The organism is Parasedimentitalea huanghaiensis, from assembly GCF_009753675.1.
Lineage (GTDB): Bacteria > Pseudomonadota > Alphaproteobacteria > Rhodobacterales > Rhodobacteraceae > Parasedimentitalea > Parasedimentitalea huanghaiensis.
Genome location: NZ_WQLV01000007.1, coordinates 157,674 through 169,952 on the forward strand (window position 1 = coordinate 157,674; position 12,279 = coordinate 169,952).

Annotated in this window: 13 protein-coding genes; 4 read left to right on the forward strand and 9 right to left on the reverse strand. The window is 55.9% G+C overall.

Annotated elements, in window-relative coordinates:
• Positions 1-35 precede the first annotated feature (35 nt).
• Positions 36-965 (reverse strand): glycine--tRNA ligase subunit alpha, encoded by a 930-nt coding sequence (locus GO984_RS12950; protein WP_157022938.1) that lies wholly within the window; start codon positions 963-965, stop codon positions 36-38.
• Positions 966-1,210: 245 nt separating this feature from the next.
• Here GO984_RS12950 and GO984_RS12955 point away from each other — a divergent pair, with 245 nt between their 5' ends.
• Entirely contained in the window at positions 1,211-2,986 is a 1,776-nt protein-coding gene (locus tag GO984_RS12955) for a trypsin-like peptidase domain-containing protein (RefSeq protein ID WP_157022939.1), read from the forward strand.
• A 152-nt stretch (positions 2,987-3,138) separates the two neighbouring features.
• Here the strand turns inward: GO984_RS12955 and GO984_RS12960 are convergent, their stop codons facing one another.
• From GO984_RS12960 to GO984_RS12980, 5 genes are all read right to left on the reverse strand, one after another.
• Positions 3,139-3,780: an SDR family oxidoreductase gene (locus GO984_RS12960; RefSeq protein WP_157022940.1), complete on the reverse strand. Its 642-nt coding sequence runs from the start codon at positions 3,778-3,780 to the stop codon at positions 3,139-3,141.
• A 29-nt stretch (positions 3,781-3,809) separates the two neighbouring features.
• A complete protein-coding gene (locus GO984_RS12965; protein WP_157022941.1) occupies positions 3,810-4,346 on the reverse strand; it encodes a DUF1178 family protein in 537 nt (178 codons plus the stop codon).
• A gap of 50 nt (positions 4,347-4,396) precedes the next feature.
• On the reverse strand, positions 4,397-4,879 hold the full coding sequence (locus tag GO984_RS12970) for an NUDIX hydrolase (RefSeq protein ID WP_157022942.1): 483 nt from the start codon (positions 4,877-4,879) through the stop codon (positions 4,397-4,399).
• A 126-nt stretch (positions 4,880-5,005) separates the two neighbouring features.
• A complete protein-coding gene (locus GO984_RS12975; RefSeq protein WP_245231101.1) occupies positions 5,006-5,782 on the reverse strand; it encodes an EcsC family protein in 777 nt (258 codons plus the stop codon).
• A gap of 46 nt (positions 5,783-5,828) precedes the next feature.
• The gene (locus GO984_RS12980; protein WP_167740324.1) at positions 5,829-6,317 is read right to left on the reverse strand and encodes a GNAT family N-acetyltransferase; all 489 of its coding nucleotides are present in this window, start codon (positions 6,315-6,317) and stop codon (positions 5,829-5,831) included.
• Between the two features lie 78 nt (positions 6,318-6,395).
• On the opposite strand from GO984_RS12980, the gene GO984_RS12985 reads away from it, so the two are divergent.
• The gene (locus tag GO984_RS12985; protein ID WP_157022943.1) at positions 6,396-7,004 is read left to right on the forward strand and encodes a flavin reductase family protein; all 609 of its coding nucleotides are present in this window, start codon (positions 6,396-6,398) and stop codon (positions 7,002-7,004) included.
• 9 nt (positions 7,005-7,013) lie between these two features.
• Here GO984_RS12985 and GO984_RS12990 read toward each other — a convergent pair whose 3' ends face one another.
• Entirely contained in the window at positions 7,014-7,406 is a 393-nt protein-coding gene (locus GO984_RS12990) for a hypothetical protein (protein ID WP_157022944.1), read from the reverse strand.
• Between the two features lie 386 nt (positions 7,407-7,792).
• On the opposite strand from GO984_RS12990, the gene GO984_RS12995 reads away from it, so the two are divergent.
• Both GO984_RS12995 and GO984_RS13000 read left to right on the forward strand, forming a co-directional pair.
• Positions 7,793-8,368 carry a hypothetical protein gene (locus GO984_RS12995; RefSeq protein ID WP_157022945.1) on the forward strand — a complete coding sequence of 192 codons (576 nt, stop codon included), beginning with the start codon at positions 7,793-7,795 and terminating at the stop codon, positions 8,366-8,368.
• A gap of 683 nt (positions 8,369-9,051) precedes the next feature.
• Entirely contained in the window at positions 9,052-9,690 is a 639-nt protein-coding gene (locus GO984_RS13000; RefSeq protein WP_157022946.1) for a CatB-related O-acetyltransferase, read from the forward strand.
• A gap of 306 nt (positions 9,691-9,996) precedes the next feature.
• On the opposite strand, the gene GO984_RS13005 is transcribed toward GO984_RS13000, so the two are convergent.
• Positions 9,997-11,640 carry a SulP family inorganic anion transporter gene (locus GO984_RS13005; protein ID WP_157022947.1) on the reverse strand — a complete coding sequence of 548 codons (1,644 nt, stop codon included), beginning with the start codon at positions 11,638-11,640 and terminating at the stop codon, positions 9,997-9,999.
• Between the two features lie 99 nt (positions 11,641-11,739).
• On the reverse strand, positions 11,740-12,237 hold the full coding sequence (locus tag GO984_RS13010) for a DUF2938 family protein (protein WP_157022948.1): 498 nt from the start codon (positions 12,235-12,237) through the stop codon (positions 11,740-11,742).
• Between the last annotated feature and the right edge of the window lie 42 nt (positions 12,238-12,279).

Here is a 12,279-nt window from a genome sequence, read left to right on the forward strand (position 1 = left end):
CCCGAGCAACCCACTGGCAGGTACGGCAGGAGGCATCAGGCCGCCCAGCCGCCCGCCTCAGTCTGAACAAAGGCATCAGCACATTGTTTGGCCAGTGCCCGAACACGGCCGATATAGGCCTGGCGCTCGGTCACAGAAATCACACCACGCGCATCCAGCAGGTTGAACAGATGGCTGGCCTTGATGCACTGATCATAAGCCGGATGCGCCATTACGATGCGCTTGCCAGTCTTGGGATCTTCAGCGGGTTGCGACAGAATCGCTGCGCATTCCGCTTCGGCTTCTTCGAACTGTCGTAGCAACACTTCCGTATTGGCGGTGTCAAAGTTCCAGCGGGCATATTCTTCTTCGGTCTGTTTGAAGATATCACCGTAGGTCATCGGGATTGGCGCGTCCGGGTCGTTGAATGGCATATCCATCACATGGTCAACGCCAAGGATATACATCGCCAACCGCTCCAGACCATAGGTCAACTCGCCCGAAACCGGCGCACAATCGTAGCCACCAACCTGCTGAAAATAGGTGAACTGGCTGACTTCCATGCCGTCACACCAAACCTCCCAGCCTAGCCCCCAGGCACCCAGTGTCGGGCTTTCCCAGTCGTCCTCGACAAAGCGGATGTCGTGCAGATCCATATCCACACCAATTGCAGCAAGCGAGCCAAGATACAGCTCTTGCAGGTTGGGCGGGCTTGGCTTGATCAACACCTGATACTGATAATAGTGCTGCAAACGGTTGGGGTTCTCACCATAGCGGCCATCTGTCGGACGACGCGAGGGCTGAACATAAGCAGCGGCCCAGGGTTTCGATCCCAGTGAACGCAGCGTGGTTGCCGGGTGAAACGTCCCCGCGCCAACTTCCATGTCATAGGGCTGCAGCATCGCGCAGCCCTTGCTGGCCCAGTAGCTCTGGAGCCGCAGGATGATCTCTTGGAACGAGCGCGGGGCGCCATTGGTCTGGGTCATGTCTTTTTCCCTGTTGGGGCTGCAAATGCGGGTCTTTCCTATGCAAGCCCCCGGTCAGGGTCAACGACCCATATGATCTCAGGCCGGGTTGGAGCACAAAAACGCCAGAATGGAGGGCAATTGGACAAAACAACCCATATTGCATCGTCAAGGTACGAATTCCCCCCATCAATAGGCATTCCCTTTGAGGCGCTAAAATGCTTAATTGCCCAAAATTTTGACTCCTCAGGGATAAAGGAACCGCAATGAAGACTTTCTTTGCTTCGATGGCGCTGACGCTGATGGCATTGGCCGCAACTTTGCCGAAAGCGGCAACAGCACAGCAGGTCTCCCCAGACTCGGTCTGGATCCAGGTTGCAGCACATGCTTCGCTGACCGAAGCCCAGGGACGCGCTTCAAGTCTGGCAGCACAATTGCCGGACGTCAGTGGCTATGCTCTTGGTGGCGGCTGGTATGGCGTCGTACTGGGACCTTACAGCCGCGCCGATGCAGAACGCGCGTTGCAGGTTTATCGCCGCGAGGGAAACATCCCACGTGACAGTTTCATTGCCTTTGGCCGCAACCTTGGCCAACAATTCTGGCCACAAGGGGCGACCTCAGCCAACGTTGGCGTGACAACACTGCCTGCAACAATTGCCACCGAAACCGCACAGGTAGACACATCAACAGCCCAGCCCGTACCAACACCACAGGTTCCTGATGAAACACCTGCACAGGCACGGCGCAGCGAACGCGCACTGACAGCGGATGAACGCAAGGCGCTTCAGATTGCTCTCAAAGCCGCCGGGTTTTACAACTCCGCTATCGATGGCTCATTTGGTCGAGGCACCCGTGCATCCATGAACGACTGGCAGGCAGCCAATGGTTATGAGCTGACAGGCATTCTGACCACACGCCAGCGCCAGGCTCTGCTCGATGAATATAACGCACCGCTGATTTCGGTTGGTATGGCTGAAATGACCAACGCAAGCGCCGGTATTTCTATGCAAATCCCCGCTCGCGAAGTAGGCTTTTCCCGTTACGAGCCGCCGTTTGCCCATTTTGACGCCAAGGGCGACATTGGCGCACGCGTCCTGCTGATCTCGCAACCTGGCGACCAACGCACTCTGTTTGGTCTTTATGACATTCTGCAAACGCTTGAGATCGTGCCTCTGGTTGGCCCGCGTGAACGCGGCAATGACAGCTTCACCATCGAAGGTCGCGGCAATGGTATCGTTTCGTTCACTCAGGCCAGCCTGAAGAATGGAGAGATCAAAGGCTTCACTCTGATCTGGCCCGCAGGAGATGAAAACCGCCGGTCCCGCGTGCTCACCGAAATGCAATCCAGCTTTGCCCGCCTTGATGGGGTTCTCGATCCTGCCGCCGGTGGCGACGCTCAGCAGAGCATCGATCTTTTGGCTGGCCTGCAGATCCGCCAACCCCGCATGTCTCGTTCAGGGTTCTACGTAGATGCTCAAGGGACAGTGTTGACCACTTCGGATGTGGTGGCCAATTGCACGCGCCTGACCCTTGACCACGACTACCCTGCTGAGCTGCAGCACAATGATGCCGCCAATGGTCTGGCTGTGTTGCGTCCAACGACACCACTGGCACCGATGGCTTTGGCAGAGTTCAGCGCCTCCACACCACGCCTGCAATCCGAAGTGGCTGTCTCTGGGTTCTCCTACGAAGGCCTACTTGGCGCTCCCAGCCTGACCTGGGGAACGCTTGCAGACATCAAAAGCCTGGACGGGAATTCTGGCGTCGCGCGTTTGGAACTGCCAGCACAGCCCGGCGATGTCGGGGGACCTGTCCTAGATGGGACTGGCGCGGTTCTGGGCATGTTGTTGCCGCAAAAAATTGGCGCACAGCAGTTGCCACAAGGTGTTAGCTTTGCTGCAAATGCCGAGGCCATCCGCCTGACATTGAGCGAAGCGGGCGTGACCGCCAGCGATCGTGGCGCTGACGCTACCACGTTGTCGAATGCCGCGATGAACCGCGTGGTCAATGGTATGACAGTATTGGTCAGCTGCTGGAATTGATTGACCAATCGCACCACTAAAATTGAAAACGCCGATACCCGGGTATCGGCGTTTTTTTTCATGCTAGGGTCTGTGCGTCTAAGGAAGCTACAGATTAGTCCTTCCCCGTCTGTAGACCTTCGTAGGGTGTGTGCTTGCACGCACCATTTCAGTCAAAACGCGTGCACACGTCCATCCCAGGTATGAAAACAACCGGTGGTCGCAACGTTCAGGACGTCGAACTCATTCAACAGCCCTTCGGCCGAATCCTGCACCGAGATATCCCCCTGATCCCCCCCCATATCCGTGCGCACCCAACCCGGATGGTAAATCCCTACGGCGATGCCTTCAGGCTTTAAGTCCGTCGCCAGATTGCGCCCGATGTTCAGCGCTGCGGCTTTTGACGCGCGATAGGCATAGCTGCCCCCCGGCGCCAGCGCATGGCTGGCCATCTGCGACGAGATGATTGCAATCTTAGGCTCAGTTGCAAGCCGCAGGTTGGGCAGCAGGGCCTGAACCGTCAGAAAGACGCCAGTAACATTGGTGGCCAGCGAGGTGGCCCAGACCTCTGCGGTGTAATCTTCCACCGCCATTCCCTTATCGAGAAAAACCCCCGCATTGCAGATCAGCAAATCCACGGGCTTATCTTTCATCTGAGCAGCGAGTCGCGCCTGCTGACCCGGATCAGAAACGTTCAGCCGGGTATCGGTGGAGTGATCCCGCGCAGTGCCAGTGACCTCATGCCCGGCAGCCCGAAGCCGCGCTACCATTTCACGGCCAATGCCGCGGCTGGACCCCGTCACTACAACATGCATTTGCCATCTACTCCTAAATATTCAGGTCGTCAGTTTGTTTTGCGGTTGGGCATGAACGGCAGCGGCACAACGGGTATACCCTCGTCGATCAGGGCCTTTGCCTCATCCAGTTTGGCCTCACCGTGAATCGCTCTCCCGGGGGCGTCACCCTCGTGCATCGCCCGCGCTTGCGACACAAAATCCTTACCCACATAGTCCGAATTATCTTCAACTTTACGCCGCAGGTCTGCCATAGCCTGCTCCTGCGCATTGGCGGGAGTGCTGAGCGCCCCCGCCCCCGGCTCTTGCGGCAGGGCCGCTTGCGATGATGGTGCTGCTCCTGCAGCCTGCGCCGTTTCAGCACTGGCTGCCTTTTCCTGTGTCGGAACTTCAGGTTCCCCGCGTCCAGATACGGCCTTTCGTCCGGGCCGGACCCGAGGCGTCATGATCGCCTTTTCAACCGATCCATGTCCACAAACGGCACAGGACACCATCCCCGCCCCCGCCAGCTTGTCAAAAGCTGAGGCGGACTGAAACCAACTGTCGAAGGTATGGCCGTCGGCACATTTCAGGGCGTATTGTATCATGAATTATTCTCACGTTGCGCAGCCTGAATAAAGCTCAGACTTAGGCAAGATCAAGGGCAATGCGTCGATCCGCGCAAGACATCAGGACGAAACCCCGACAAAATGCGCGCCAGCTCCGGTTCCTGCACCTTTCTGGCGGCGCGGGCGGGTGAAAACCACTTTCGTACTCTCTGGCCTTGCTCGGGGAATTCTACTGCCAATTCGGAGACCTTCACTGGATAGACCGCAACCATGATGGGTTGCGATACACGGCGGCTGCGCCATTTCTGATAGGAATACAGCCCCAGGCATTCACTTGCTGCTGTACCATGCACACCGGCTTCTTCCCAGGCTTCCTGCGCCGCTGATCCGGCAGGCGTGCAGCCATTGATTGGCCACCCTTTTGGAAGAACCCAGCGCCCAGTGCCGCGCGAGGTCACCAACAGGATTTTTGGATTCCCCTTCTTGCTGATGCGGTAGCACAGGGCAGCAAACTGATTGAGCACCGCACCTTCATTTGGCACCTTGGCAGCAATCGACATTTGAGTGATCATCGGTTCAATCCTCAGAATTGCCAACAGGCTACACCGACACGACAGCCAACTCACGTAAATTATTTATGACAACCAGCTCAGTAACCAACCAGCGCAGGATCGCTTCATCGACCAAAGGTAGCAGCTTCACCCTTTGGAGACTGCAGGTTGCAATCGCAGTTGTAGCTGATGAACCATATCCTCGTGTGGGACATCCGCATCAATCGCCAGACGACGCAGCCCAAAATGCACCTGAGCCATCTGCTGGTAATATCCGGAAAACACATAGTTGGTGGTCGCCCCAGCAACCGCACCTAAAACAGGAACAGCCTGTGCCGCCAGTTTTTGCCCCATGACCACACCCAGCTTGGGTGCAACCTGAGCAATCAGTTTTTGCAGCGCCCCGCCTGACAGACTTAGGCGCAGCGAGAGAAACCCCAGATCTGCCCCATCATCATGGGCCAATGGGCCTGCTGCGGCAAACACCCGAATACAGTCGAAGGTGACACTTTCGGCCTCGGGATCAAACCCATGTTCGGCGGCGACACCTTGAATAGTGCGCAACAGGAACGCCGTCGTCGCGGGAAGTTCAACCAGCGCCCCCGGCAATCCACCAACACCTCCGGCAGCGCCCATGGCTGCGCTCATCATTCGGTTGGCCTGTGGGCTCTGATCCGGCACGGCACGGCGCGAGCGGGTGGCAGCGCCCATGGCCAGTCGTAAGGCCTGTTCAGTTGCACTTCCAAGACCCGAGCGAACAGAGTCGGGCAATCGATCCAGCAGGTTTTCTGCCTTACCACCAACCATGTTCAACAATTGCAGCCCAGTTCCAGCCGCATTGCGGTACCGCTCAGCCAAGGCATCCAGCTCCGCTTCGGTCTGCTGTGGGCTCAATCTCTGCACCGGGGATAAAATCTCTGTCAAAACCGCCTCCTCTATCCCATAGACATTGGTCAGCCTGCCCCGGTTTTCAACCCTTCCAGCGGCTCACCTCACCCTGAACCCCATCCCAGGCACCGTCCTGTAGCGCAAAGCCCAGCACCCGGTCCGGGTTGGTGGGGGGGGGCATTTCTACCCCGCTCAGGCGTTCAAAACCAAATCGCCGGTAATAAGGCGCATCGCCTACAAGCAGCACACGTGCCCAACCGCTGCTCTCAGCTTTAGCCAGAGAATCGCGGATCAACGAGCCGCCCAGCCCCTCGCCCTGATGGGTCGGGTGAACAGCAACAGGGCCCAGCAACAGGGCATCCGCAGATCCGATGTGCACCGGCCAAAATCGAATTGCACCCGCCAGAATGCCCAGTTCATCACGCGCAACCTGACTTAACCCCAGCACCGGGGGAATATCATCACGCAACCGGTAAGACGACAACGCCTCACGCCCGGGCGCAAAGCACAGGTCATACAACGCCTCGACCTCCCAACGGTCCTGCGGCTGTTCCGCTATCAGCTCGATCACGGCGCATGGCCTCCCAAACTCAGACTGGCAATCGCCCTAACACGGGTCTAAGCCTTGGGCAAACATTTGGAGACACGCATGTTCTATCGCCCCGAAGACGGCCACGGCCTGCCACACAACCCATTCAACGCCATCATCACCCCACGCCCCATTGGCTGGATCTCTACCCGGTCGGCCGAGGGCGTGAATAACCTCGCCCCCTATTCCTTTTTCAACGCGGTCGCCTATGAACCGCCACAGGTGATGTTTGCCTCAACCGGGTCCAAGCCGGACCAGAATGGAACCAAGGACAGTGTGGCCAATATCATCGAGACCGGCGTGTTCTGCGTCAATATTGTGGAATATGCGATGCGCGATGCGATGAACGCATCCTCGGCTGCCCTGCCCCGGGAAGCGGATGAATTCACCCATGCAGATCTGGCAATGCAAGACTGCACCACCATCCCCTGCGCCCGCGTCGCCGCAGCTCCGGCCGCGCTGGAATGCAAACTGACCAACGTTGTCACTCTGCCCGGCGAAGCCAACCGCGTGGTCTTTGGCGAGGTCCTCGGTGTTCATATGCGCGATGACTGTCTGGTGGACGGCACCTTTGACGTCACCCGTTTTGTTCCATTGGCGCGTATGGGCTACCGTGACTACTCAGCCGTCCGCGAGGTGTTCAGCCTAACCCGCCCCGATGACACCTAAGGGTAAAACCTATTCCCCACGGAGCACGATATTCGGCTCGTCCAGGCAAAACCCCAGAACAACCGTCAGCGATGTGGGGAATGCTGGGCCGTCAAACACAACCTGAGCCCGCCCCCACTGGCTGCTTGCGGGTGCGTTGCCGTGTGACATGAACGCGGTGCACGCGCCAGCGCCTTGACCGATCCAATATGCATCGTGGCTGCTGCGATTAGAGTAGTTCCCAGCCAAGCCCGGAATGATCAGTTTGGCTGGATAGGCATCCACATTGGTAAAGGAAAAAATGGCAGCACCGCCCTCTTCTGCCTCATAGACGATTTGGCCCATGTCACTTTCCCAGACTTCGTCAGCCAATACCGGCGCAGACAAAAGGGAGAAGATGGCGGCGAAATGTAATGCATTCATGGGAAACTCCTGTTCAGATCAATGCGGAAAGGGTGTCACAATTTTGGCATTGAGGATAGTTGCCAAATTGGATTGGTGCGGCGGCAAGTCAACAACGGACGTTAGCAATGGCAGGTAGACAGAGAAGCCTGCCGCTAACTACGTTTTGGTGGAAGTCCACTTTGCGTCTGTCGTAAACGGTTGCATTGACCGGTACTGAAATTGATGTACAGCTCTCATGCCAGCTTGGTAGTCTCCTGCTAGCTAAAAGGGACCAATCAAATATGGGAACATGAGGTTACAAGGTCGGAGAGGATGACGCTTTCTGCGACGTCTACAATTTCTATTTTGACATCTATAACCAAGGAGCTTCCCCAGAAGAGGCAAGCGACCGAGTGCTGGACGAAATGTCAGACTATTTTTCTGACTTTGAGGACCGATATGAAGCTTTTCTAGCTCTCGCTTTTGCCCAGTGGGAAACACAACATAAAGACATTAGGGTTTTTGAAGAGACTGAGAGATTTATCACAACGGGAGAAAGTTTAGGGATCTGGTCTGACAGAGGCGGTGATGAAACGCTGATAAAGAGACGTCGTAGTGCGTTGCACTCATTTTTGCGCAAACTCAGTAAACCAAGACGCTCGAAGAAAAGACGTGTTCATAAGGTTCCTGAGTTCAAGGAGACCATTCTGGTTGACTTGCTTGCTCCAGACAATCGCAAGGCTCTAAAAATTCAAGAGAACTACTTAGATGGAGAATTTCTTCACACCTCCGCAACAGTCATGTGGGGAGAAGGAGGGGGGAGTATTTTTCACAGTGACCGTTCTGGTCTAATGATCATCGGTGAGTGGTTGGGCCCTCAAAACCTGCGAGTGTGTTTTCTAAACGCAATTCGGGATGATTTGATATTCGGCATGGGAAATCCAAACGAAGCCTTTTTCTGCGGAGATAGCGTGACACTTGCCTATGAATTTTCGGACTGACTACACCTATTCCTGAGGGCTATGTATTCACCGGACTTCCCGTTCACAGAAGGGCGGGCGAATAGAGCTGAATTTGTATCGACTTACTTGGAAAGTGAGAGTTTCGAAAATCGCATGAGGGATCGAACTGCAAGACAGAATTGAACACAAACCTTAGAAAAAGTATGAGGATAGGACAGTCCTAAAATGAAGAAAAATGGGATTACAAACCTGCTAAAGGGGTTCTGGGTGTTCGGCGACCCCGTCTTGCAAATTCTCTGCTGTATGTTTCCGTTGATGATTGTCTGGAGAAACTACTTTCCGGAGAGTTATTACGGAACGCGGTTTACTATGTTGGGTGAGCTATCAATATTTGTTCTAATGCCTTTCGGTTTTGTTGCGTGTGTTTATGAGTTTTGGAAGCAGAAAAAAGCTTGTGGTAAGAAGTGAGAAGCTGTGTAGACTTCGAGCTCGTTTAAAACCAGTGTGACTAGATATTTTACCAGACATTCTCCAAACAGATAACCAGAAGGCAATGTCTCACGTCGGGCAGCGTCTTCTTCAACCTGGATCATACAATTGTTGATGGCGGGGCAGCTCAGAATTCGGCAAATGGACGAGTGACTGTACACAAATTGGAGGGCATGATGGACCAGCACCTGTAACACACGAAAATCCCCACATTTTCCAATACAGGAGGCTTCATGCCTTACGCCCTGCCCGACGCAACCTGCGTCCACCCCATCACCCTGCCCGATGGTCAACCCCACCTTGGCACCGTTTTTCTGCGCAATGTCGTGGATCACCCAAAGTTCAAGGTTGGCGATTTCACCTATGCCTCAGACTTTGATCCCCCCTCACAAGATGGCTGGGCCAACCATCTCGCGCCTTACCTGTTCCCAATGTCGAAGGAAACGCTGCGGATCGGGCGGTACTGTCAGATCGCCCATGGTGTCCGCTTCATCACCTCCAGTGCCAATCACGCCATGGAGGGGTTGACCTGCTATCCCTTCCCGGTGTTCGACCCAGAACAGATGATCGGTTTTCAACCTGACACCCGCGATACGGTGATCGGCCACGATGTCTGGATCGGCTACGGCGCCATGATCCTGCCCGGCACCCATATTGGCAATGGTGCCATTATCGGTGCTGGCACCGTGGTTCGCGGCACCATCCCGCCCTACGCGGTGGTCACTGGCAATCCCGGCACTGTGATCAAATACCGCTTCGACCAGAATAAAATCAATCAGCTGCAAGACCTGCAATGGTGGGACTGGCCAGCTGAGCGCGTCGCCGCTGCTCAAAACGCCCTCCTGACCGGAGACCTGAAAGCCCTGAGGTAAGATCGCTGTTTCGGAGCCGCCTTCGCCTGAAACCGCTGCGCCAGCTCAGCTGCGCCGGGCCAAGTGAAATCCCCGAGGCCCCCCGCCCGGCGGGGAGACGGTTATTTCACTTGGTGCGGGGTGGCAGAGCTGGTAGCCAGGGCTCAGGTGATGGCGGATATGACACTGCGCATCGCTGTTTTGGTGAGACCCAAGTCCCTTCTCTTACAAGCCAAAAGGCCGACCTGAAAAACAGACCGACCTCTCCGCATATTCAAATCAAACAAACCAGTGTGCGCCAGATGGCGCACTCCGTTTTGCTAGGGCTTAGTGCCCACCCAGGATCCCGGTTTTAACCGAGTAGTCCACCGCAACTGCATAGTCCGGATCATCATCACTATCGATCATCAGGTGCCCGGCTTTGGTCAGCAACTGGTGACAATCCCGGCTCAGATGGCGCAGGGACAAGGACTTGCCGGCGTCTTCATACTTGCCAGCCAGCGCCTCGATTGCCTGCAACGCAGACTGATCAACAACCCGGCTACGGGCAAAGTCGACAATCACACGGTCAGCATCGTTTTCAACGTCAAACAGCTCGATAAAGCCATCGGTCGAACCAAAGAACAGTGGTCCTTCGATCTCATAGACCCGCGCGCCTTTGTCACTTTCAGAATCCCGGACATTGGCGTGAATACGCCGCGCGTTGTTCCAGGCATAGGCCAGCGCCGATACAATCACCCCAACAACAACTGCAATCGCCAAATCGGTCATCACCGTCACAACGGTCACCAGGACGATCACAAAGGCATCCATCGGCGGCACCTTTCGCATGATCTTCAGTGAGTTCCAGGCAAAGGTGCCGATCACCACCATGAACATCACACCCACCAGCGCGGCGAGCGGTATTTGCTCGATCAAGCTCGAGGCCCAGACGATAAACAACAGCAAGAACAATGCAGCAGCAAGGCCAGCAATTCGGGTCCGGCCACCTGATTTCACGTTGATCATCGACTGACCAATCATCGCACAACCGCCCATGCCGCCAAAGAAACCAGTGACAACGTTTGAGGCGCCCTGGGCCATACATTCCTGGCTTGTTCCGCCACGTTTGCCGATGATCTCACCCACAAGGTTCAGCGTCAGAAGGCTTTCGATCAGACCAATTGCCGCCAAGATCAGCGCATAGGGCAGGATGATCTGCAGCGTTTCAAAGTTAAACGGAGCCAGCGCAGTACCATACAGCCCAACACCTTCACCAAAGGGATTGTGGAACATCGGAAAGCCACCCTGGATCGACGCCATGTCACCAACACGCGGCACATCAAGACCAAAGATGATCACCACAGCGGCCACAATACCAATCCCTGCCAAAGGCGCCGGGATCACCGAAGTGATCTTGGGGGTGCCCCAGATGATCAACATGGTCAGCCCCACCAGTCCCAGCATCAAGAACAGCGACATCCCTGACAACCATTCTTCACCACCACTGCCCGGTACTTTGAACTGTGTCATCTGGGCTAGGAAAATCACAATCGCCAGACCATTCACAAAACCCAGCATCACCGGATGCGGCACCAATCGGATAAACTTACCCCAGTGCATAACCCCAGCAATAACCTGCAGGATCCCCATCAGCACCACAGTAGCAAACAAATATTCCACACCATGCTGGGCAACCAGCGCCACCATCACAACCGCCAGCGCCCCAGTGGCGCCGGAAATCATGCCCGGGCGCCCGCCAAACAACGCGGTGATTAACCCAACCATAAACGCCGCATATAGGCCAACCAACGGGTTCACCCCAGCCACAAAAGCAAAGGCTACCGCTTCGGGCACCAGGGCTAAGGCCACTGTCAAGCCAGACAGAATCTCGGTCCGAACACGGGCCACTGACCAGCCCTCATCCTGCATGATACTTAGGTTGGGCGGTGAAATGTGGTTGGCCAGAAGGGCCATGGCGGCGCGTCTCATGTAAAATACCTGTCATCGGGGATTGGTGTTCGCTGCCTGCCCGTTAGCGGAAAATAGCCCATCACACAAGGCTTTCACGCCGCCACTGGTTTTAGTTGCCTAAAGCACACCCCCACAAAGCAGGGCACTTAAGTAGAGGCCAACCCCAAACACGAAGTGGGTCAGCAGGCTGCCCATGCGCGCCTTCCAAGGGTTCGGTGCCAGTCGCGCGGCAACACCAAGGCCAAGACCGGGTTGCAGGGTCAGCATCGGCAATACCACAGAAACGGCACCAAAACCGAGTACCAACACAGCAGGCGGCTGAAACAACCAATCCGGCCCAAGGAGCAGTGTCAGCCCGCCAGCCAAGCCGACACCAACGCTATAATGCAGCAGCCACCCCAGCACCTTTTCAGCAGCTATAGGCGCCGCCGAAGCTGGATTGGCTAACACAGCTCGTCCGCCGACAAGGTGCCCCAACCAACGCCCAACCATAGCCCAGTTCATTCCCGGTTGTCCGGTGAACCTCGCCCTAATCACCCCAAACACATCCATAAAGACCGTTGCCCCAATTCCCACCAGAACAACCGCCGTCACAACCTCGATATTCCAACTCATTGCTTCACCCTTCATTGACCTGAGTTTCAAACAGGGGCATGT

Coding starts and splice junctions, on each gene's coding strand:
- GO984_RS13000 (WP_157022946.1), top strand. CDS start 9,052: ATGCCTTACGCCCTGCCCGACGCAACCTGCGTCCACCCCATCACCCTG.
- GO984_RS12985 (WP_157022943.1), top strand. CDS start 6,396: ATGTTCTATCGCCCCGAAGACGGCCACGGCCTGCCACACAACCCATTC.
- GO984_RS13010 (WP_157022948.1), bottom strand. CDS start 12,237: ATGAGTTGGAATATCGAGGTTGTGACGGCGGTTGTTCTGGTGGGAATT.
- GO984_RS12960 (WP_157022940.1), bottom strand. CDS start 3,780: ATGCATGTTGTAGTGACGGGGTCCAGCCGCGGCATTGGCCGTGAAATG.
- GO984_RS12965 (WP_157022941.1), bottom strand. CDS start 4,346: ATGATACAATACGCCCTGAAATGTGCCGACGGCCATACCTTCGACAGT.
- GO984_RS13005 (WP_157022947.1), bottom strand. CDS start 11,640: ATGAGACGCGCCGCCATGGCCCTTCTGGCCAACCACATTTCACCGCCC.
- GO984_RS12950 (WP_157022938.1), bottom strand. CDS start 965: ATGACCCAGACCAATGGCGCCCCGCGCTCGTTCCAAGAGATCATCCTG.
- GO984_RS12990 (WP_157022944.1), bottom strand. CDS start 7,406: ATGAATGCATTACATTTCGCCGCCATCTTCTCCCTTTTGTCTGCGCCG.
- GO984_RS12970 (WP_157022942.1), bottom strand. CDS start 4,879: ATGATCACTCAAATGTCGATTGCTGCCAAGGTGCCAAATGAAGGTGCG.
- GO984_RS12995 (WP_157022945.1), top strand. CDS start 7,793: ATGTCAGACTATTTTTCTGACTTTGAGGACCGATATGAAGCTTTTCTA.
- GO984_RS12955 (WP_157022939.1), top strand. CDS start 1,211: ATGAAGACTTTCTTTGCTTCGATGGCGCTGACGCTGATGGCATTGGCC.